Source organism: Roseovarius halophilus (ex Wu et al. 2025) (genome assembly GCF_047086965.1).
The window spans coordinates 52,478-74,256 of the sequence record NZ_JBKOTX010000005.1 but is presented as its reverse complement, the minus strand read 5'-3'; the positions used below and the strand labels follow the sequence as shown (position 1 = coordinate 74,256).

Below are 21,779 nucleotides of genomic sequence, written 5' to 3'. Positions count from 1 at the left end.
CCAGTGGCCGCGGCGCCACGCGCGGCACCTCCTGCGCCACGGCGGCCAGCGGCGGGCACAGCACCGCCACGGCAAGGATAAGAACGCGCAACATCGCTTGCATTTCCCGCCAAGTCAAAGGATAGACAGCGCCAGCCTATGCGCGCGCACGGCTGCCGTCCATAACCCCGACGCGCGATGCTTGGCACGACGGCGACCTGCCGCTAGGGTCGCGCGCGAATTCGGAACCGGGCCCCGCCCGCCATGACCCGAGAAAGGAGCGTGTCATGTTCAGAGGATCTTTCCCCGCCCTCGTCACGCCGTTCAAGAACGGCGAGCTGGATCTCGACACGCTCAAGACACTGGTCGAATGGCATATCGGCGAAGGCAGCCACGGCCTCGTGCCCGTCGGCACCACCGGCGAAAGCCCGACGCTCAGTCACCGCGAACACGAAACCGTGGTCGAGGAAGTGGTGCGCGCCGCCGCGGGCCGCATCCCGGTGATCGCCGGGGCAGGTTCCAACAACACGCTGGAATCGATCCGCTTCATGCAGCACGCGGCCAAGGTCGGCGCGGATGCGGGGCTGGTGGTCACCCCCTACTACAACAAGCCCACGCAGCGCGGCCTGATCGCACATTTCACGGCGCTCCATGACTGCTGCGACCTGCCGATCATCATCTACAACATCCCCGGCCGCTCCGCGGTGGACATGAACGTCGACACGATGGCCGAACTCGCCCGCCTGCCCCGGATCATCGGGGTGAAGGACGCCACGGGCGACCTCGCCCGCGTGAACCTGCAGCGCATGGCCTGCGGCAGCGATTTCATCCAGATATCGGGCGAGGACGGCACCGCCCACGGCTTCAACGCACAGGGCGGCGTGGGCGTCATCTCGGTGACTGGCAACGTCGCCCCGAAACTCGTGGCGGAGGTGCAGAATGCCACGCTCGAAGCCGACTATGCCCGCGCGCTGGAGCTGCAGGACAGGCTCATGCCACTCCACACGGCCATCTTTACGGAACCGGGGCTGGTCGGCGTGAAATACGCGATGTCCCGTCTCGGGCTCTGCAGCGAGGAGGTCCGCTCACCGCTGACGGGCCTTAGCGACGAAACCCGAGCGCTGGTCGATGACGGGCTGCGCCACGCGGGCCTGATGAACTGACCACCGGCACGAGCACGAGTTCCGGCAGGGGGCGCTGCCCCCTCGGCCTCCGGCCTCACCCCCGGGGTATTTCACCCGAGAAGAAACCGCGCGACCGCCAGGCCTTCTTCTCGGTCCAAATACCCACGTACCGAGGAGGACGCCCTTGGCGGACGACGAGATATACCGTGCGCGCGACGCGCGCGCCGTCGTCGCCTCGTGGATGTCGGCATTGTCGTCGGTCTCGAACTGGTGGGCGAGGAACCAGCCATTGGCCTCGGCCAGCTCCACCGCCTTGCGGTACATCCCGAATCCTTTCTCGGCCCGCGGCGTCAGCACCACCTTGGCGCCGAGCATCCTCATGAGGCGCCGCCGCTCGATCGAGAAGCTTTCGGCCATGGTCACGACCAGCAGATACCCCTTCTGTGCGCAGACCATCGCGAGGCCGATGCCGGTGTTGCCGCTCGTGGCCTCGACCACCGTCTGCCCCGGGGACAGCCGGCCGTCACGCTCGGCGGCCTCGATGATATTGACCGCCAGCCTGTCCTTGACCGAGGCGGCCGGGTTGAACGCCTCGGTCTTGACGTAGATCGTCACGTGATCGGGGCCGAGGTTGTTCACCCTGATCGCGGGCGTATCCCCGATCGTGTCGAGCACGCTGTCGAACAGCCGACCGCGTCCCGACGTGCTGCGAATGCCGTTGGTCGTCATGGTCCAGTTCCCCCTTTTGACCCCCTCCAGCGCAACACAGCGTGGCAGTCAGCAAAAGGCAATCGCCATCGTTCGCCGAGGCTCAGTCGACCCGCCGCACGAGCAGCTGGTTACCTTCGCGCCGGGTCTCGAGGACCTTGATCGCGGCGACAAGATCGCTCAGTTTCTTGTGGCCGTAGCTGCGCGTGTCGAAATCCGGGTTGGCGGCGGTGATCTGCTGGCCCAGCCGCCCGAGCGCGTACCATTCGCTTTCCTGGTCGAGGCTGTCCATCGCCTTGAGGAACAGCTGCCGCGCCTCGGTCAGGTTCTTTCCACCGCTGTCGGCTACCGGCGCCTCGGCCCCGTCCCCGAGGTTCTCGAGGTAGATGAACCGCTTGCAGGCCTTGCGGAACGCTTCGGGCGTCTTGCGCGCGCCGATGCCGTAGACATCCAGCCCCTGTTCGCGGATGCGGCTGGCCAGCCGGGTGAAATCGCTGTCCGAACTGACAAGCACGAACCCGTCGAACCGGCCCGAATGCATCAGGTCCATCGCGTCGATGACCAGCGCGATGTCGCTGGCGTTCTTGCCCACGGTATTGGCCGGCTGGTGGTGCGGGACAAGGCCGAACTCGGCCTGCACCTTGTTCCAGCCCGACATGAGCTGCGAGGAGAAATCGCCATAACAGCGGCGCACGCTGGCCTCGCCCATCGCCGCGATCTCCTCGAACACGGCGCGGGTCCACTTGGGGGAGGTGTTGTCGGCGTCGATCAGAACGGCGAGCAGGGGCGTACGGTCGGGCATGGCGGGACTCCTTGAACAGTCTCCGTCATGCCCGATCCTGCGGCGAAGGGAAAGCCGCTCAGGCGTCTCCGCCGACCTTGTCCTGCGTTTTCGTGTCGAAATCGGCCGCGTCGTGGCGTTCGTGGAGCTGCTCGTGGGGCTCGCCGAACGTCCGGTTCACCATCCGGCCGCGGCGCACGGCCGGCCGCGCGTCGATCTTCTCGGCCCAGGCGACGAGGTTGCGGTACTCGTGAACGCTCAGGAAGCGCCCCGCGTCCCCGTATTGCCGCCCGAGCACAAGGTTGCCGTACCACGGCCAGATCGCCATGTCGGCGATGGTGTAGGCCTCGCCGGCGATGTAGGGCCGCTCGGCCAGTTGCCGGTCCAGCACATCCAGCTGGCGCTTGGTTTCCATGGCGAACCGGTCGATCGGGTACTTCATCTTGGTCGGCGCGTAGGCGTAGAAATGCCCGAACCCGCCGCCGAGGTAGGGCGCGCTGCCCATCTGCCAGAAAAGCCAGTTGAGCGTCTCGGTCCGGTCCGGCCCGGCGGCGGGCAGGAAAGCGCCGAATTTCTCGGCCAGGTGCATCAGGATGGACCCCGATTCGAAAACGCGCAGCGGGTTGGCACCCGTGTGATCGACCAGCGCGGGGATCTTGGAATTCGGGTTCACCTCGACGAAGCCGCTGCCGAACTGGTCGCCATCCCCGATCCTGATGAGCCACGCGTCGTATTCCGCATCATGGCCGGCCGCCAGCAATTCCTCGAACATGACCGTCACTTTCACGCCGTTCGGCGTGGCCAGCGAATAGAGCTGGAAGGGATGCCGGCCCACGGGCAGTTCCCGGTCATGGGTCGCGCCGGCCACGGGGCGGTTGATCGAGGCGAAGGTGCCGCCGCCTTCCTCCTGCCATGTCCAGACCTCGGGCGGGGTGTAGCTCTCGTCGCTCATGCATCGCTCCCTTGCTTTGTCTGCGGGCAATCTAACCCCGGCATCGCGGCGCACAATGCGTTTCATCGCACAACGGCCTGTGCGCCGGGATCCGGCACGCGGCCGGGCATGAGAAGCGGTTGATCAGATGCGCCCTTTCCACGGGACGAGCCAAGCCTCGGCCTTGCGCATGAGGATGTCGATCCCGTACCCGATGATACCGATCAGGATGATCCCCATGATGACGATATCGGTCAGCTGGAAGCGGCTGGCGACCATGATCATCATGCCCGCGCCCTTCTCGGCCGCGACCAGTTCGGCCGCGACGACCGTGCCCCAGCAGACACCCATCGCGACGCGCGCACCGGTGAATATCTCGGGCAGCGAGTTCGGCACGATCACGTGCCGCATCAGCTGCATCTTGGACGCCCCCAGCGAATAGGCCGCGTGCACCTTGGAAATCGCCACGCCCGACACCCCGGCCCGGGCCGATATGGTCATGATCCACAGCGCCGCGAGGAATAGCAGGATGATCTTGCCCGCCTCGCCGATGCCGGCCCATATGATGACCAGCGGGATCAGCGCCAGCGGCGGCACCGGGCGCATGAATTCCACGATCGGGTCGAACCAGCCGCGGAACCAGTCGCTGAGCCCCATGGCATAGCCGAGCGGGATGCCCACCGCGGCCCCGCACAGGAACCCGACGATGACCCGGAAAAGCGACCAGTATAGATGCTCCCAAAGGGTGAAGTTCTGGTATCCCTCGCTGGCAATCTCGCCGACGCGCGCGACAACGGCCTCGGGCGGCGGCAGCCAGATCGGCTCCATCTGCATGCCCGTGGCGGGTACGAAGTTGAGCGACCCCTTGGAGGTGATCGCGACCGACCCGTTCTCGACCCGCGCCGTTTCGCCGGGCGATACGGGCTGGCCGTCGATCTCGACCACCTCGGCCCCGTCGTCGCGCGTGATCTCGTCATTCTTGTCCATCAGGATCAGGTCTGACCGCCACGCGCCCACCGCGATCGAATCGTTCTTGGCGAACCCGTCACCGGGCTCGACGGCGCGTTCGTCCACGTCCTCGCCCACGTTGAACACCCGGGCATAGACGGTGGCATCGTCGCGGCTGCCATCCGGCGCTTCCATTGTATAGACGAACTCGGTATCGCCGACGAACGGCCCCGGCGCGTGAACCGGCACCCATTTCGAGCCCGTGAACGCGCCCCACAACAGGAAGATCGTGATCACCGAGATCACGCTGGCCCAGCGATCGGGCCGCACGGCGCTTTCATCCCCGAATGTTACGGTCTTGAGCGACGTGAAATCGCGCATCTGCCGCAGCTTGCGCACGCCAAGGCGCACAGCCAGGAAAGCGGCGGTGAAAATCGCGATGTAGATGATGAGGATGATCATGCCGGGGCCCCCTCTGCGCGGCCCATGATCTCTTCCTCCATGTCCCAGATCATCGACAGGATTTCCTCGCGCCGCTCGCCGAACTCGGGGTTCTTCTTGACCTCGCGCAGGTCCTTGCCGACGCCGTCATCGGCGAAGGGCAGGCGGTATTCCTTGTGAATGCGGCCCGGTCGCGGCGCCATCACCAGCAGCCGCTCGCCCAGCAGAAGCGCCTCCTCGACGGAATGGGTGATCAGGATGATCGTCTTGCCGGTTTCCTTCCAGAGGCGCAGCACAAGCCCCTGCATCTTCTCGCGCGTCAGCGCGTCCAGCGCGCCCAAAGGCTCGTCCATGAGGATGACATCGGGATCGTTTGCCAGACAGCGCGCCAGCGCGACGCGCTGCTGCATCCCGCCCGACAGCTCGTAAATCGCCTTTTCCTTGAAGCCCTGCAAACCGACCACGTCGAGAAGGTGATCGACCGTTTCGCGCCATTGCGGCTCCCGCTTGCCGGCCATCCGCGGCCCGAAACTCACGTTGTCGCGCACGCTCATCCATTCGAACAGGGCGCCCTGCTGAAAGACCATGCCGCGTTCGGCATCCGGGCCGGTGACGGGATGATCGTTCAGGATGACCTGCCCCTCGGTCGGCGCGAGGAATCCCGCCACGATGTTCAGCAGCGTCGTCTTGCCACATCCCGACGGGCCCAGCACGCTCATCAGCTCGCCGCTGCGCAGTTCCAGCGAAACATCCTTCAGCGCCTGCACGTGTTCGCCGTTCGGCAGATCGAAGCGCATGGATATGTTGTCGATCTTCAACGTCGACATTGCCTGCCCCCGTTTTGGTTAATGTCGATCCGGTCAGGCCGGCCGGGGCGCGGCGCCTGTGCGCGCGCCCCGGCCTCCCGTCCCCGTATCAGGAGCCGTGCGCCTGTTGCAGCGGGCCGATGTTGACGTTGTCCTCGTAGGTGTCGAGGGCCGAGTCGATGCTCCCGGCCTGCACGAAGACATCCGCCACGCCCTTCATGAATTCCTGCGCGCCGCCGTCCAGCCATTTCTCGGTCAGCTGTTCGTCGACCGGCGGGAAAACGAAGGTCTCGATCGTGGCCCGCGTCGCGTCCATGTCCATGCCGCTGTCCTGCGCGATCACCGGCAGCATCTCGTCGGTATGCTCGCCGCTGTTCCACATGGCGTTGGCCTCGGCCGTGACCTCGAGGAAGGCGGACACGATGTCGGGATTCTCGGCGATGAAATCCGCCGGCCCGCTGGTCACGTCGAAGACGAGGATTCCCAGCTCTTCCTTCTCGGCGCCGGTCAACAGGACGTTGCCGTGCTCCTCGGCGCGGCGCAGGCTGCCGCCCCAGCCACAGAACATGTCCACCGAGCCCTGCGCGATCGCCGCCGCGCCCTCGGGCGGGGCCATGTTCACGATGTCCATCGTCGAGATGTCGACGCCGAAATGGTCCATCTGCTTGAGGAAACCGTAATGCGCCGCCGTTCCGAGCGGCACGGCAACCTTCTTGCCTTCAAGTTCGCCGGCGCTGTCCTTGTCGATCTCCAGTTGCTCGGCGACGATGCAGTTGTCGTTGTCCGAATAACTCACCGCGACATCGACGATCTGAAGGTCCTGCCCGGCACTCGCGGCCACCACGAAGGGCGGCACGCCCTGGCTCACCGACATGTGCACGTCCCCGCTGGCCATCGCCGCGCTCATCGCGGTACCGGTATCGAAGGCGCGCCAGTTCACGGTCATGCCCAGCGCCTCTTCGTAGTGGCCCTGCACCTTGGCGTACTGGAACGGCATCGGCCATTCGAGGAAATACGCCACCGTGATCTCCTCGGCGGTCGCCGCCGTCCCGCCGGCAAGCATCGCCGTACCCGCCACCGCGGACATCATTTTCGCTTTGAAATTCATTCCGATTTTCTCCCTCTGGACTCAGTTTTTCCGGTCACCACGCATCGTATGGCGCGGGCCACAAGTCTCGTTCGCGGTATCATCCGAGCCGAAAAAACCGGACCGATCAATCCCCATGTCGCGGTTTTCCGGTTTGTTCAGCTTTCCCGAAGCCAAATTTCCGAATTACCGGTCACGAATTATGCCAATTTCCAGACCTTTGAAGGCCATTAAACGGCCAGCACGGATTTTTTGGACATAAATATTGGTAAGGTCTGGACCTATCCGAAACACGGGATCAGGGTGTGATATGATCAAAACATGCCCCGCGGGGCCCATGCCTGTCGCCCGGCCGCCAGCCGGGCCAAACCTGATGGAGAAAACCCATGGACGGCAAGCTACTCGACAACGACATCTCCCACGTGGTGGAAGCCGACCGCGCCCATGTCTGGCACCATCTCGTGCAGCACAAGCCGTTCGAAACGGGCGCTCCCAAGATGATCGTGGAAGGCAAGGGAATGCGCGTCTGGGACCAGAACGGCAAGGAACATCTCGATGCCGTCTCGGGCGGGGTCTGGACCGTCAATGTCGGCTACGGACGCGAACGCATCGCCGACGCCGTGCGCGACCAGCTCCTGACGCTCAACTATTTCGCCGGCACCGCCGGGTCGATCCCCGGCGCCCGCTTTGCCGAGAAACTGATTTCCAAGATGCCCGGCATGACCCGCGTCTACCAGACCAATTCGGGCACCGAGGCCAACGAGAAAGCCTTCAAGATGGTACGCCAGATCGCGCACAAGCGGTACGGCGGCAAGAAGTACAAGATCCTGTACCGCGACCGCGATTACCACGGCTCCTCGATCGGCGCGATGTCCGCCGGCGGACAGGAAGAGCGCAACGCGCAATACGGCCCCTTCGCCCCCGGTTTCGTCAAGGTGCCCCATTGCCTCGAGTACCGCGCGCAGTGGGACCTGACGGGCGAGGCCTACGGCAAGCGCGCCGCCGACGCGATCGAGGACGTGATACTTGCCGAAGGCCCTGAAACGGTCGGCGCGCTGTGCCTCGAACCCGTCACCGCGGGCGGCGGCGTCATCACGCCCCCGCCGGGCTACTGGCCGCGGGTGCAGGAAATCTGCCGCAAGTACGACATCCTGCTGCATATTGACGAGGTTGTCTGCGGCGTCGGCCGCACCGGCACCGAATGGTTCGGCTACCAGCATTACGGGATCGACCCCGATTTCGTGACCATGGCCAAGGGCGTGGCCAGCGGCTACGCGGCCATCGCCTGCTGCGTCACCAACGAGCGCGTCTTCGAGATGTTCAAGGACGACGACACCGATCCGCTCAATTACTTCCGCGACATTTCCACCTTCGGCGGCTGCACCGCCGGGCCGGCCGCCGCGCTGGAAAACATGGCGATCATCGAGGACGAGGGCCTGCTGGAAAACACCACCGCGATGGGCGACTACATGCTCGACCAGCTTCATGCGCTGGCAGACAAGCACAAGGTCATCGGCAACGTCCGCGGCAAGGGCCTGTTCCTGGGGGCTGAACTGGTCGCGGATCGCGACACGAAAGACCCGGTACCCGAGAAACAGGCACAGGCCGTGGCGGCGGACTGCATGGCGCAGGGCGTCATCATCGGCGTGACCAACCGGTCGATCCCCGGCTACAACAACACGCTGTGCTACAGCCCCGCGCTGATCGCCACCAAGGACGATATCAACCAGATCGTCGAGGCGACGGACAAGGCGCTGACCAAGGTTTTCGGATAACGCGGAGCGGCCCGGCCCCATCCCGCTCGACGGGCATGGGGCCGACCGCACGTCACGGGCAACCGCCATGCACCCAGCCACCGTCACGCTGAGCGGCCAGCATGTCACCCTCGCGCCGCTGTCTCACGATCATGCCGCGGACTTGCGGCACGCGGCAGCCGGCATGCAGGGGCTGTGGTATACCGCGATCCCCGCGCCCGACAGCGTGCCTGATGAGATCGACAGGCGCCTCGCCTTGCAGGCGGCGGGCACGATGCTGCCCTTCGTGGCACTCTTGCCCGGCGGCCGCGCCGTCGGCATGACCACCTACATGAACATGGACATCCCCAACCGGCGGCTCGAAATCGGCGCCACTTGGTACGCGGGCGAGGTTCAGCGCACCGGGCTGAACACCGAGGCCAAGCTGATGCTGCTGGACCATGCCTTCGAGACCCTCGATTGCATCGCGGTGGAGTTCCGCACCCACGCGATGAACCTGCAGTCACGTCGCGCCATCGAACGGCTGGGCGCGAAACTGGATGGCATCCTGCGCAGCCACATGATCCTGGCCAACGGCACGCTGCGCGACACGGCGGTCTATTCCGTCGTGGCGCATGAATGGCCGGCGGTCCGGGCCAACCTCGAATACCGGCTTTCGAAACCGCCCGGCTGAACCTGCCGGCAGGGCTTGCCTTGCCCGCGCGTCCCGTGTTCGATGGCATGGAAGGCGCTACTCATCCCGAGGCGCCGGGCCAACCCACGCAAAGGAGCCGAATCTTGAAACGCCTGTATCCCGCCCTGCTTGCCAGCCTTGTCGCCACCCCGGCCGCCGCGCATCTGCCGCCCGGCCAGTATGGCTCGTTCCTCGCCGGTGTAACCCATCCCCTCTTCGGGCTTGACCACGTTCTGGCGATGATCGCCGTGGGCCTGTGGGCCGCGCAGATCGGCGGGCGCGCTGTTTGGCAGGTGCCCACCGCCTTCATGACCGCGATGATCGCGGGCTTCCTCGCGGCGCTGGCGGGGCTGCCCCTGCCCGCCGTCGAGCCGATGATCATGGCGTCTATCGTCCTGCTGGGGGCCGTCGTGGCGCTCGCCCTGCGCCCGGGCGCCGGCGTGGCGATGGCCGCCGTCGCCGCCTTGGCGCTCTTTCATGGCCACGCGCATGGCGGGGAACTGGGCAGCGCTCAGGCGCTTCGGTTCGGGGCGGGCTTCGCGATCGCCACCGCCGGGCTGCATGGTGCGGGGCTTCTGATCGCTGTGGTCTTCGCCCGCGCCCTGCGCGCCGGGTCGGGCCTTGTCCTGCGCGTGATGGGCGGCGCGACGGCGCTCTCCGGGGTGATGATCGCCGTCGGCTGACAGGCCTACCGCGCGCCCCGTCAATCATGGGGCGCGCAAGGCCCGGCACCACCGCGATACCGACGCGATACCACCGCGGTGCCGACCGGAAAATCAGCGCATATTCAGGCCGTTAACCCCCGGCTCGCCATCTATCAGACCGACGTGCAGATATACTTCATCTCGAGGAACTCGTCGATCCCGTGATGGCTGCCCTCGCGGCCCAGCCCCGATTGCTTGACCCCGCCGAAGGGCGCCACCTCGGTCGAGATGATGCCGGTATTCACCCCGACGATCCCGTATTCCAGCGCCTCGGCCACCTTGGTCACCCGGCTCAGGTCATTGGCATAGAAATAGCTGGCAAGACCGAAGATCGTGTCATTGGCCATTGCGATCACGTCGTCCTCGTCCTCGAACCTGAACAACGGCGCCATCGGGCCGAATGTCTCGTCGGTGGCCACGGCCATGTCCTGCGTGCAGCCGGTCACGATCGTGGGCGGCAGGAAATACCCCGCGCCCTGCATGGCCTCGCCCCCGCCCATGATGACCTCGGCGCCCTTGGCCTTGGCGTCGGCGACATGTTCCTGAACCTTTTCAATGGCATCGGCGTTGATCAAAGGCCCGAGCGTGACGCCTTCCTCAAGACCGTCACCGATCTTGAGCCGGCTCACCGCCTCCTTCAGCTTGGCCGCGAACGCGTCATAGACGCCGGCCTGAACGTAGATGCGGTTGGCGCAGACGCAGGTCTGCCCGTTATTGCGGAACTTGCACATGATCGCGCCCTCGACGGCCGCGTCCAGATCGGCATCGTCGAAAACGATGAAAGGCGCGTTGCCCCCCAATTCCATGGAGCATTTCATGACACTGTCGGCAGCCTGCCTGAGCAGGATGCGTCCCACCTCGGTGGAGCCGGTGAAGGTCAGCTTGCGCACGGCCGGGTTCTCGCAGAATTCCTTGCCGATCTCGGACGCGCTCGACGACGTGACGATGTTGAACACCCCCTTGGGGATACCCGCCCTTTCGGCCAGAACCCCCATGACCGTCGCCGACAGCGGCGTCTCGGCAGCCGGCCGGCCCAAGAAGGCGCAGCCGGCCGCAAGCGCCGGCCCCGCCTTGCGCGTGATCATCGCGTTGGGGAAGTTCCACGGCGTGATCGAGGCCGCGACGCCAATGGGCTGCTTGATGACCGTGATGCGCTTGTCGCGCTGATGGCCGGGGATCGTCTCACCATAGACGCGCTTCGCTTCTTCGGCGAAAAACTCAACGAAACTGGCACCATAGGCAATTTCACCCTTGGCCTCGGCCAGCGGCTTGCCCTGCTCGGCCGTCAGGATGATCCCCAGGTCGTGCTGGTTTTCCATCATCAGGTCGAACCATTTGCGTAGAACCGCGGCGCGTTCCTTGCCGGTCCACTTGGCCCATTCCTTCTGCGCCGCCTCGGCTTCGGCGACGGCACGTGCTACCTGGGCACGGCTAAGGTCCGCCACGTGCGCGATCACGTCGCCACGGGCGGGGTTCGTTACCTCGAACGTCCCGTTGTCGCCCTCCGTCCAGTCGCCGCTCACATAGGCGCGTTCGGCCAGCAGGCTCGGGTCCTTCAAAAGCGATTTCAGGTCCGTCTCGGTCATGGCGCATCCCCTTGCATCTATTTGCTCTCGCACTCGAAAAGCATTCTAGGCTAGGCTTGTCCAGAGTAACAGGCAGGAAAGCGCATGAAGCTCGACGACGCATACGCCAACATTCCCCACATTCCCGGTGGCGAGGATTACCCGCCGACATGGGAGGCCGCGGCCGAGGAGTTCCGCGCAGCGTTACAGGATGCCGGGCGCCTTCGGGCCGGTATCTCGTACGGGCCGGGCCCGCGGCAGGCGCTCGATCTGCTGCTGCCCGACGGCCCCGCAAACGGGATATGCCTGTTCGTCCATGGCGGTTACTGGTTGAAGTTCCACCGCCATTTCTGGTCGCATTTCGCGGCCGGCCCGCTGGCCCGGGGCTGGGCCGTGGCAATTCCGTCCTACGATCTCTGCCCGGATGTGCGGATCGCCGATATCACCGCGCAGATCGCCCGCGCCACCCGCTGCGCGGCCGCGCAGCTTGACGGGCCGATGGTGCTGGCCGGTCATTCGGCGGGCGGGCACCTCGTGGGCCGCATGTGCGTGCCCGGCCAACTGCCCGCAAACGTACTGGCACGCGTGCAGCACGTCATGCCCATATCGCCGCTGGCCGACCTGCGCCCTCTGCTTCAGACCTCGATGAACGAACAGTTCCGCCTGGACGAAGCGACGGCAATCGCCGAAAGCCCCGCCCTGATGCAGCCCGCGCCGGTGCCTGTGACGGTCTGGGTCGGCGGCGAGGAACGTCCGGCCTTCCTCGATCAGGCCCGTTGGCTGGCCGAGGCATGGGGCTGTGATCACGTGGTGGCGGCCGGCAAGCATCACCTGAATGTGATCGACGGGCTGGCCGACCCCGACAGCGCGATGGTCAAGACCCTGCTCAACATTTGAACCGCCGCTCGGATGCGAAATCAGGCCAAGGCAAGGCCCGAAGAGCGGGCAGCCGGTCACCCTTTCGTTTCACACCAGCAGGGAAGCGTATCGCCCGGCGCCGGTGTCGCTTCGTACACTGCCCGCGCGATCGCCCGCGCCATGCAACTTGCCGCCACATGGCCCAGCATCAGCGTATCGGTCAAGGGCGCGTCAAGCGCCCGCGCCCCGGTCGTCGCCGCGAAGATCAGGTCACCATCCAGCGGCGTATGCGCGGGTACAAGCGCACGGGCCAGCCCGTCATGCGCCGCCGTGGCCATCCGTGTACATTGGGGCTGGGTCAGCGCCGCGTCGGTCGCGACGATCCCGATCGTGGTGTTTCCGTGCTGCGACAGCTTGGTTGCCGGCACCTGCGCATCCGGGAAACCGGGCGCCGGGCCAAACCCGCCGAACTCGGCCCCGATCTCGAACGGCGCCGCCCAGAAATGCGGCCCCGACCCTACCGTCGCCGAGCCGATCGCGTTCACCGCAACGAGCGCGCCAACACTGTGCCCCGACGGCAGGCTGAGGGATGCGGAGCCAAGCCCGCCCTTGAGCCGGGCCGTCGTCGCCCCGGCCCCTGCCCCGGCAGTGCCAAGCGCGAAGTGCCGCCCCGCGGCGGCAAGAGCCGTGGCCCCCAAGCCCTTGTACGGGTTTTCCGGCCACTCGGTCTCGCCCCCGTTCAGCAGATCGAAAAGGATCGCCCCGGGCACGATCGGCACGCGGATCCCCCCGACCGCGAACCCGCGGCCCTGCATACGCAGCGCGTCGGCCACGCCCGACGCGGCATCAAGGCCGAAAGCCGAGCCGCCCGACAGCACGAGCGCGTCCACCTGCTCAACCGTCTTGTCAGGCGCCAGCAGATCGGTCTCACGCGTGCCCGGAGCCCCGCCCATGACATGCACCCCGGCAGTGAAGGGCGCATCAGCCGTCATCACCGTGACCCCGGTCTTGACAGTGGCATCGTCGGCATTGCCAACCCGCAGGCCCGGCACATCCGTTATCAGGTTCAGCGGGCCGGGCCGTGGGCTCATGCGAAAAAATCCTTCTCTGCGTGCCGACCCATCTTGCCAGATCGCACCGGATCGGCAAGAAACCCGTCAGGCTGGGCGATGGCGTCGCCCGTTTTCAGGCCGAAATCTCCAACTGTCCTGAACGCCGGGACCTTTCCTTTCAAGGAGGGTCGCAATGACTGCACGTCCCGATTTCCATCGCGTCCACAATGGTGAAAAGGCCTCGCTGCCTTTTGAACCTGCCGAGTACGAGGGCCGCATAGCCGGGCTGCGCGCGTACATGGCCGAGGCCGGCGTGGCAGCCGCCGTCTTCACCTCGATGCATAATATCGCGTATTATTCAGGCTTCCTGTATTGCGCTTTCGGCCGGCCCTACGGGCTTGTCGTGACAGGAACCGACAGCGTGACGATCAGCGCGGGCATTGATGCCGGCCAGCCGTGGCGGCGCTGCCACGGCGACAACATCACGTATACCGACTGGCAGCGTGACAATTTCTGGCGCGCGGTTCTGTCCGTCGCGGGCGAGGGCCGCGTCGTGGGCTACGAGGGCGATCACCTGACGCTGCAGGCCCGTGACAAGCTGGAGGATTTCCTCGAACCGGCTGCAATGGTCGATATCGCGCCGGCCACGATGCGGCAACGCATGCGCAAATCCCCCGCCGAGATCGCGCTCATCCGGCAATGCGCGCAGATCGCGGATGTGGGCGGGTACGCCATCCGCGATGCTGTCCGCGAAGGCACGCGGGAGATCGACGTCGCCATGGCCGGACGCGACGCGATGGAGTTGGAAATCGCCCGCCGCTTTCCGGATGCCGAATATCGCGACACATGGGTCTGGTTCCAGTCCGGGCTGAACACCGATGGCGCCCATAACCCGGTGACCTCCCGCAAGCTGGCACGCGGCGATATCCTGAGCCTGAACACGTTTCCGATGGTATCAGGCTATTACACGGCGCTCGAACGTACCATGTTCGTCGGCAATGTCGACGCAGCCAGCCTTGAAATATGGCAGGCCAACGTCGCCGCGCATGAATACGGCATGAGCCTGCTGAAGCCGGGCATCAGCTGCGCGGAAGTCACGCAGCGGATCAATGCCTTCCTTGAGGAACGCGACCTGCTGCAATTCCGGACCTTCGGCTACGGCCACAGCTTCGGCATTCTCAGCCATTACTACGGGCGCGAGGCCGGGCTGGAACTGCGCGAGGATATCGACACGGTCCTCGAACCCGGCATGGTGATCAGCATGGAGCCGATGCTTACCATTCCCGACGGGCAACCCGGTGCCGGCGGCTACCGTGAACACGATATCCTGATCATCACCGACGACGGCAACAACAACATCACGGGTTATCCCTACGGCCCGGATTTCAACGTGGTCGGGTAACGTGAAAGGCACCAACCGCGCTGCTGCGGCGGCGCGGCTTTCGGCCCGTATCAGGCCCCGTCGCTCGGGCCGATCATGAAGCACGTGACCTGCTTGGCCTGCAGACGCCGGCAGGCCCTGTCGGCCATGTCCCGCGTCATGCCCATGAAATTCGCATCGAACCCGTTCGAACGCCTGACAACCTTGCGCAGGCTGCCGTCAAGCGCGCTCATTTCGCTCAACGCGGTCTGCAGCAATATCTTCCTCGCCTTGTATTGGCTCGGATACCGGCCGACATTCACGCCCCAATGCCGCCCGCCCGAGGTGGACAGCCGGGTCACGACCTTCTGCGTCGCGGTACCCGAGGTAGACCCGGCCTGAACACCAGCCTCTGCAACCTCGGCCGAGTCCGCCTGCAAGGTTTCGGGCCGTCGTTCCGGCGAAACGTTTGCCAGCGCGGTCTCCTTGTCGCGGGTTCCGGTTTCGTCCGGTGATACCGCGACCTGCATGCTCTTGGCTTCGCGGATCGCTTCCTCGATCTCGGTCTTGGTGGCTACGACAGCAGGCTGCTCCGGCACCGGGCGCGGAAATGGCCGAAGACTTTTCTTGACGGCCGCAGCCCCGGCAAGCCGGACCGTGCGGCCGGCAGCCCCGTCCACTTTACCAAGATATCGCGGACGCGCCGGACGGTTCAGTGCCACACGGCGCGGCGCCTTGCGAAACCCGAGATCAAGCAGTTCAGCCACCTTGGCGTTGCGCGTCGCGGTGGACCGCCCCCCGAAAACCGTGGCGATGACGCGTTCGCCATTGCGTTCGGCACTGGCGACAAGATTGAAGCCGGCCGCGCGGGTATACCCCGTCTTGATCCCGTCCGCGCCGCGATAGCTGCGCAGCAGTTTGCGGTTCGTGTGATAGACGGTGCGCAGGCCCGCATGGGTTTTGATACGGGAAAACAGGTTGTAGTAGTCGGGATAGTCGTAGAAAACGTGCCGCCCAAGGATGGTCATATCACTGGCGGTGGACAGGTGGCCGCTTTCAGTCAGGCCATGCGCATTCTTGAAGGTGGTGCGGGTCATTCCCATGGCCTTGGCCGTGCGGTTCATCCGCCGGGCGAAGCGCGCCTCTGAGCCTTCTATGGCCTCGGCGAGTGCCGTGGCGGCATCGTTCGCCGATTTCACTGCCGCCGCCCGGATCAGGTAGCGCAACCTGATCTTCTGGCCCGCCCGGAGCCCCAGCTTGGAGGGCGGTTCACTGGCGGCATGACGCGATATCCTGACAGGCGTGTCCAATCCGATTTCGCCGTTCTCGACCGCCTCGAACACCACGTAAAGTGTCATCATCTTGGTCAGGGAGGCGGGATGAAGCCGCGTGTTGGCGTTACGCGAATGCAGCACCTCGCCGCTGCGGGCATCCATTACCATTGCCGCATAAGGGGCCGCCGCCGCACTGAGCGGCACGATCACCAGCATCCAGATGGTGGCCAAAATGACCAGACCCCACCGGATCGGCTGCTTGCTCCAAGCCTTCATGGAACCACTCTTTTCTGCCTCTCGCGCCGCCTTTTCTTGGCCGGCTTCTTTATATGAAGAAGGTAGCACAAGCGTGTGGCGGAATAAAGTCTTCAATTTCAATGATTTCAAAAGCCGGGTCATGGGATCGACTCAAAATGTAGTCATCAGAACGCCGGAAAACGCAACAGGGGCGATTGTGGCCGCAAGATGGCAAGGTCTTTCGCGCGACGAAAATGGCCCGGGCCGATCATTGGCCCGGGCCCGTTCTCCAGCTTCGCTGCAGGATCAGTTGAAGGCCTTGTCGGTGACCTCATGCGTCCATGCGGCGTCGCCGGGATGCTCGGTGATAACAGGGTCCGACCCGCCCGAGAGCAGCGATTCGACCGTGCGCTCGAAATCGGCCGGGTCGAGAGCACCGTCGGATCCCTCCGTCAGCTTGGCGATCTCCTTCATCATGCGGATCTGGTGCTTTTCGGTCTGCGCGCCGGTCGCATCGTTGTCCAGCACGATCATGGCCGCTTGCTCGGGATTCTCCTCGGCCCACTTCCAGCCTTTCATCGAGGCCCGCACGAACCGCGCCAGCTTGTCGACTTCCTCGGGATCTTCGAGCATGTCCTCGTGCACGTAAAGCCCGTCCTCAAGCGTGGCGACGCCCTGATCCTCGTACTTGAAGGTGATCAGTTCCTCCGGGGAAATACCCGCGTCGATGACCTGCCAGTACTCGTTATAGGTCATGGTCGAGATGCAATCGGCCTGCCCCTGCAAAAGCGGGTCGACGTTGAAGCCCTGTTTGAGGACCTCGACACCATCCTCCCCACCGTCAGTCGGAATATTTAGCTGGCTCATCCAGCTCAGGAACGGATATTCGTTACCGAAGAACCACACGCCGAGCGTGCGCCCGGGGAAGTCCTCGGGGCTTTCGATCCCCGTGGATTTTAGACAGGTCAGCATCATGCCCGAGCGTTTGAAGGGTTGGGCGATGTTGACCAGCGGCAGGCCCTTTTCACGCGCCGACAGCGCGGCGGGCATCCATTCGACCGTGACGTCCGCGCCGCCGCCCGCGATCACCTGCGTCGGTGCGATGTCGGGGCCGCCGGGCTTGATCGTGACGTCAAGGTTCTCTTCCTCGTAGAACCCCTTGTCCTTGGCCACGTAATACCCGCCGAACTGGGCCTGCGTGACCCATTTGAGTTGCAGCGTCAGGTCGTCTGCCGCCTGCGCCATGCCGGCCCATAGCCCGGCTGTGGCGAGGCCGATTGTCTTGGCCAGTGTTTTCATGTCAGTCTCCCTTGTTGGTAGCGGTTTTCTTTTTATGCCCGGCCCCGTTGTGACGGGTGCCAGAATGTCACCGCTTTCTCGATCAACGCAACCCCGCCGTAGAACAGCGAGCCCGCGAGGGCGGCGACAACGATCTCGGCCCAGACCATGTCGATGGCAAGCTGGCCGACCGAGGTCGAGATGCGGAAACCCATCCCCTTGATGGGAGACCCGAAGAACTCCGCGACGATGGCCCCGATCAAGGCCAGTGTCGTCGCGATCTTGAGCCCGTTGAATATGAACGGCATCGCCGCCGGCAGGCGGAGCTTCAGCAGTGTCTGCCAGTAGCTCGCACCGTAGGTGCGCATCAGGTCGCGCTGCATGCTGTCGGTATCGCGCAGCCCGGCCACCGTGTTCACCAGCATGGGAAAGAAGACCATCACCACCACGACCGCCGCCTTGGACTGCCAGTCGAAGCCGAACCACATCACCATGATCGGCGCGACGCCTATGATCGGCAGGGCGGCCACGAAATTGCCCACCGGCAACAACCCCCGGGTCAGGAAGGGCGAGCGGTCGATCGCGATCGCCGCCAGCACCGCTGCCGTGCAGCCCATGGCGTAGCCGGTGAAAGCGCCTTTCACGACCGTCTGGACGAAATCAACCCAGAGCGTTCCAAGGCTCGCCCCGAAGCGTTCGGCAATGGCGGTGGGAGCCGGCAGGATCACCGGGCTGACGTCCAGCCCACGCACGATGAGTTCCCACATCACCAGTACGGTCAGACCGAAGATGACAGGGACGGCATAGCGCGCCCCGCGCACACCGCTTTCGGCAAGCCGCGCATTGGCCCACCACGCCACAAGCCAGATCAGAACTGCCATTGCTACCAGGGTCATCGGGCCACCCCCATGCGTCGGTCCGCCGCGCGCTGGATCGCGCCGACGATGATGATCAGGATACCCGCGAGGATCGCCGCGGCAAACAGCGCGGCCCACATGATGAGGGGCTGGCCGAACTGGCTACCGATCAACATCCGCGCGCCGAGACCGTTGATCGCGCCAGTGGGCAGCTCGCCCACGATCGCGCCGATGAGGCTGGCCGCGATGGCGACCTTGAGCGAGGCGAAGAAATAGGGCAGCGACGCGGGCAGGCGCAGCTTCCAGAATACCTGTCCTCGGCTCGCGCCATAGGTCTTGAGCAGGTCGAGCTGCATGCCGTTCGGCGACCGCAGGCCGGAAACCATGCTGACAAGAACGGGGAAGAACGACAGGTAGGCCGAGATGATCGCCTTCGGCACCAGACGGTCCTCGACACCGACGGCATTGGCCACGACCACGATCATCGGAGCGAGCGCGACGATCGGGATGGTCTGGCTGATTACCGCCCACGGCATCACCGACATGTCAACGGCGCGGCTGTGCACGATCGCGACAGCAAGACCGACCCCGGCCACGATGCCAAGCGCGAACCCCCACAGCGTCGCCTCCAGCGTGACGAACCCGTGGTAGACGAAACTGCGCTTGGACGTCACGGCATGGCCGAAGACACCGTCCCATAGCGTCGCGATCACCTGGTGCGGGGCAGCGACGACGGGCCGATCCTGCGTCATCGTGGCAACCACCAGATCGAAAAAGCTCATCTCGCGGCCCAGCCTCTCGGCCATTTGCAGCGCCCAGGTGGAATTCATCCAGATCGCCGCCAGGTACCAGATCACGACGATCACGGCGACGACGGTGAGAACGGGAAGCGCGTTGCGCATCAGGTATCCTCCTTGCCGGTTGGCCCGAGCGGGCGACGGTCACTCGTCATAGCCGTGCCCCGCGCGCAGGCCCTCGCGGACGCGATGGGCAACTTCGAGGAATTCGGGTGTGTCGCGGATATCGAGCGGCCGCTCCTTGGGCAGCGGACTCTCGATCACGTCGGTGATCCGGCCCGGGCGCGGCGACATCACCACGATCCGGGTCGAAAGGTAGACCGCCTCGGGAATCGAGTGGGTCACGAAACAGATGGTCTTGTTCGTCCTGTCCCAGAGATTCAGAAGCTGTTCGTTAAGGTGGTCACGCACGATCTCGTCCAGCGCGCCGAAGGGTTCGTCCATCAGCAGGATATCGGCGTCGAAGGCCAGCGCGCGCGCGATCGACGCGCGCTGCTGCATCCCGCCCGACAACTGCCATGGAAACTTTCTTTCGAACCCGGCCAGGTCAACCAACTCGAGGACGCGGCCAATACGTTGGTCCTGATCTGATTTTTCGTACCCCATGATCTCCAGCGGCAGCCTGACATTGCCGCCGATCGTCCGCCACGGGTAAAGCCCCGCGGCCTGGAACACGTATCCGTAGGCTCTGGATTGGCGGGCCTGCTCGGGGCTGACACCATTGACCGAAATATCCCCGCCGGTTGGATGCTCAAGATCCGCCATGCAGCGCAGGAACGTCGTCTTGCCACACCCCGACGGCCCGATGAAGCTGACGAAATCCCCGCGCTCGACCTCAAGGCTCACATCCTTGAGAGCATGAACCGGCCCGTCATTGGTTTGAAAGGTCAGCGACAAATCGCGCGCGCTGATCACTGCTTGGCTGCTCACTCCGCACCCTCCGCTTGCACAGCGCAATTGCGCTGCGCTGGCTTCGTTATGTCAATGGGCCGCGCCCGCCAAGCGGCGGGAACGGCGAAGTTTTTTCAGATTCCCGCCGGAATATTCATCGGGTCACGCTCGATCTGCTTGGGCGCAGTCAGCTCTTTCCACCTGCTCAGCGCCTGATGCGCCGACGGGAAGGCCGGGCGCGGCACGAACCGGCCGCGGCCGGGCTGTGGCTGGCTGTTCTGACCCCATGCCCAGATGACCTCGCCCCGGCTGATGGTGTAGCGGGCATTCGCCGTGACGTCGAAACCTTCGAAGACGTTGTAGTCGAGGATCGAATGGTGGTTGCTGGCCGAGATGGTGCGCGTGATGTTGGGATCCCAAACCGTGATATCCGCATCGGCGCCTTCCACGATCGCGCCTTTCCTCGGATATATATTGAGGATCTTGGCCACGTTGGTGGACGTCGCTGCCACGAATTCGTTCGGTGTCAACCTGCCAGTCTCGACACCCTTGGTCCAGAGAACCGACAGGCGTTCTTCCAATCCGTTGGACCCGTTCGGGATCTTCGTGAAATCGCCAACGCCCATGCGCTTCTGCTCGGTACTGAAAGCGGCATGATCGGTCGCGACCACCTGCAGCGAGCCCGCGGCAAGACCGTTCCAAAGGCCATCCTGGTTTTCCTTGTCGCGGAACGGCGGGGACATGACCCGCCGCGCAGCATGATCCCAGTCCTTGTTGAAGTACTCGGATTCATCAAGGGTCAGGAACTGGACCAGCGGCTCACCATACACCCGCATGCCTTTCTGGCGCGCACGCCGGATGGCCTCGTGCGCCTGTTCGCAGCTCACGTGCACGATATAAAGCGGCACGCCGGCAGCGTCGGCGATCATGATGGCGCGGTTGGCAGCCTCGCCTTCCACTTCGGGCGGCCGCGAATAGGCATGGCCCTCGGGGCCGGTGATGCCCTGCTGCAGCATCTGCTGCTGCAGATCCGCCACGATATCCCCGTTCTCGGCATGCACCATAGGCAGCGCGCCGAGTTCCTTGCAGCGCTTGAACGAGGCGAACATCTCGTCATCCTCGATCATCAGCGCGCCCTTGTAGGCCATGAAGTGCTTGAACGAGTTGACGCCCATTTCCACGGCGTCCTTCATCTCGTTGAAAATGGTCTCGTTCCACCCGGTGACGGCCATGTGATAGCCGATATCGGTGCAGATCTGCGGCGCCGACTTGCGGTGCCACTCGTTGATCGCGTTCTTGAGCGACCCGTCGGCGCCGGGCAGGCAGAAATCGATCAGCATCGTCGTGCCGCCACAGGCAGCGGCCCATGTGCCCGTTTCGAAAGTCTCCGCGGCCGTGGTGCCCATGAAGGGCATCTCCATGTGGGTGTGCGGGTCGATCCCGCCGGGAATGACATAGGCGCCTTCGGCGTCGATCACTTCGTCGCCTTTCAGGTCCTCGCCGATCTGCTTGATCTTCTCGTCCTCGATCAGGACATCGGCCTTCCACGTGCGGTCAGCGGTGCAGACGGTCCCGTTCTTGATGACCTTGGTCGTCATTTTCCATCTCCCTGTGTCAATCTCGTTCCCCGACAGCTTCTCATGGCTGATCCTATCCAGGGGAATATCGGTTGCG

General features: G+C 64.6%; 19 protein-coding genes and 1 pseudogene. 6 read left to right on the top strand and 14 right to left on the bottom strand.

Annotated features, from left to right (window positions below; all coding sequences use genetic code 11):
- Positions 1 to 266: 266 nt before the first annotated feature.
- Entirely contained in the window at positions 267 to 1,142 is an 876-nt protein-coding gene (gene dapA / locus ACH107_RS01930; protein WP_412504416.1) for a 4-hydroxy-tetrahydrodipicolinate synthase, read from the top strand.
- Between the two features lie 180 nt (positions 1,143 to 1,322).
- Here dapA and ACH107_RS01925 read toward each other — a convergent pair.
- The 6 genes and pseudogenes from ACH107_RS01925 to ACH107_RS01900 all read right to left on the bottom strand — a co-directional run.
- Positions 1,323 to 1,832 (bottom strand): annotated as a pseudogene (locus ACH107_RS01925) (PLP-dependent cysteine synthase family protein); the annotation flags it as partial.
- Between the two features lie 82 nt (positions 1,833 to 1,914).
- Entirely contained in the window at positions 1,915 to 2,613 is a 699-nt protein-coding gene (locus tag ACH107_RS01920; RefSeq protein WP_412504415.1) for an NYN domain-containing protein, read from the bottom strand.
- 58 nt (positions 2,614 to 2,671) lie between these two features.
- Positions 2,672 to 3,544 (bottom strand): glutathione-dependent disulfide-bond oxidoreductase, encoded by an 873-nt coding sequence (gene yghU / locus ACH107_RS01915; protein WP_412504414.1) that lies wholly within the window; start codon positions 3,542 to 3,544, stop codon positions 2,672 to 2,674.
- 123 nt (positions 3,545 to 3,667) lie between these two features.
- Positions 3,668 to 4,933, bottom strand: a complete 1,266-nt coding sequence (locus ACH107_RS01910) for an ABC transporter permease (RefSeq protein ID WP_412504413.1) — start codon at positions 4,931 to 4,933, stop codon at positions 3,668 to 3,670.
- Positions 4,930 to 5,739: a taurine ABC transporter ATP-binding protein gene (locus ACH107_RS01905; RefSeq protein ID WP_412504412.1), complete on the bottom strand. Its 810-nt coding sequence runs from the start codon at positions 5,737 to 5,739 to the stop codon at positions 4,930 to 4,932. Before ACH107_RS01905 ends, ACH107_RS01910 begins: the two co-directional genes overlap by 4 nt.
- An 88-nt stretch (positions 5,740 to 5,827) precedes the next feature.
- Positions 5,828 to 6,826, bottom strand: a complete 999-nt coding sequence (locus tag ACH107_RS01900; RefSeq protein WP_412504411.1) for an ABC transporter substrate-binding protein — start codon at positions 6,824 to 6,826, stop codon at positions 5,828 to 5,830.
- Between the two features lie 365 nt (positions 6,827 to 7,191).
- Here ACH107_RS01900 and ACH107_RS01895 point away from each other — a divergent pair, with 365 nt between their 5' ends.
- From ACH107_RS01895 to ACH107_RS01885, 3 genes are all read left to right on the top strand, one after another.
- Positions 7,192 to 8,580 (top strand): aspartate aminotransferase family protein, encoded by a 1,389-nt coding sequence (locus tag ACH107_RS01895; RefSeq protein ID WP_412504410.1) that lies wholly within the window; start codon positions 7,192 to 7,194, stop codon positions 8,578 to 8,580.
- Between the two features lie 67 nt (positions 8,581 to 8,647).
- Entirely contained in the window at positions 8,648 to 9,232 is a 585-nt protein-coding gene (locus ACH107_RS01890) for a GNAT family N-acetyltransferase (protein WP_412504409.1), read from the top strand.
- A 104-nt stretch (positions 9,233 to 9,336) separates the two neighbouring features.
- Positions 9,337 to 9,915, top strand: coding sequence for a HupE/UreJ family protein (locus ACH107_RS01885; protein ID WP_412504408.1), 579 nt, complete (start codon positions 9,337 to 9,339; stop codon positions 9,913 to 9,915).
- A gap of 134 nt (positions 9,916 to 10,049) precedes the next feature.
- On the opposite strand, the gene ACH107_RS01880 is transcribed toward ACH107_RS01885, so the two are convergent.
- Positions 10,050 to 11,522, bottom strand: a complete 1,473-nt coding sequence (locus tag ACH107_RS01880) for an NAD-dependent succinate-semialdehyde dehydrogenase (RefSeq protein WP_412504407.1) — start codon at positions 11,520 to 11,522, stop codon at positions 10,050 to 10,052.
- 84 nt (positions 11,523 to 11,606) lie between these two features.
- On the opposite strand from ACH107_RS01880, the gene ACH107_RS01875 reads away from it, so the two are divergent.
- A complete protein-coding gene (locus ACH107_RS01875; RefSeq protein ID WP_412504406.1) occupies positions 11,607 to 12,398 on the top strand; it encodes an alpha/beta hydrolase in 792 nt (263 codons plus the stop codon).
- Positions 12,399 to 12,454: 56 nt separating this feature from the next.
- Here the strand turns inward: ACH107_RS01875 and ACH107_RS01870 are convergent, their stop codons facing one another.
- On the bottom strand, positions 12,455 to 13,450 hold the full coding sequence (locus ACH107_RS01870) for a P1 family peptidase (protein WP_412504405.1): 996 nt from the start codon (positions 13,448 to 13,450) through the stop codon (positions 12,455 to 12,457).
- 154 nt (positions 13,451 to 13,604) lie between these two features.
- Between ACH107_RS01870 and ACH107_RS01865 the strand changes: the two genes are divergently transcribed.
- Complete coding sequence (locus tag ACH107_RS01865) at positions 13,605 to 14,813, top strand: aminopeptidase P family protein (RefSeq protein ID WP_412504404.1); 1,209 nt, start codon at positions 13,605 to 13,607, stop codon at positions 14,811 to 14,813.
- Positions 14,814 to 14,863: 50 nt separating this feature from the next.
- On the opposite strand, the gene ACH107_RS01860 is transcribed toward ACH107_RS01865, so the two are convergent.
- From ACH107_RS01860 to hydA, 6 genes are all read right to left on the bottom strand, one after another.
- Complete coding sequence (locus ACH107_RS01860; protein ID WP_412504403.1) at positions 14,864 to 16,321, bottom strand: D-alanyl-D-alanine carboxypeptidase family protein; 1,458 nt, start codon at positions 16,319 to 16,321, stop codon at positions 14,864 to 14,866.
- Positions 16,322 to 16,588: 267 nt separating this feature from the next.
- Positions 16,589 to 17,581, bottom strand: coding sequence for an ABC transporter substrate-binding protein (locus tag ACH107_RS01855; protein WP_412504402.1), 993 nt, complete (start codon positions 17,579 to 17,581; stop codon positions 16,589 to 16,591).
- A 32-nt stretch (positions 17,582 to 17,613) separates the two neighbouring features.
- Positions 17,614 to 18,456: an ABC transporter permease gene (locus ACH107_RS01850; protein WP_412504401.1), complete on the bottom strand. Its 843-nt coding sequence runs from the start codon at positions 18,454 to 18,456 to the stop codon at positions 17,614 to 17,616.
- Positions 18,453 to 19,319 carry an ABC transporter permease gene (locus tag ACH107_RS01845; RefSeq protein ID WP_412504400.1) on the bottom strand — a complete coding sequence of 289 codons (867 nt, stop codon included), beginning with the start codon at positions 19,317 to 19,319 and terminating at the stop codon, positions 18,453 to 18,455. Before ACH107_RS01845 ends, ACH107_RS01850 begins: the two co-directional genes overlap by 4 nt.
- Before the next feature lie 39 nt (positions 19,320 to 19,358).
- The gene (locus ACH107_RS01840) at positions 19,359 to 20,144 is read right to left on the bottom strand and encodes an ABC transporter ATP-binding protein (RefSeq protein ID WP_412504399.1); all 786 of its coding nucleotides are present in this window, start codon (positions 20,142 to 20,144) and stop codon (positions 19,359 to 19,361) included.
- A 95-nt stretch (positions 20,145 to 20,239) separates the two neighbouring features.
- Positions 20,240 to 21,703 (bottom strand): dihydropyrimidinase, encoded by a 1,464-nt coding sequence (gene hydA / locus ACH107_RS01835; protein ID WP_412504398.1) that lies wholly within the window; start codon positions 21,701 to 21,703, stop codon positions 20,240 to 20,242.
- Between the last annotated feature and the right edge of the window lie 76 nt (positions 21,704 to 21,779).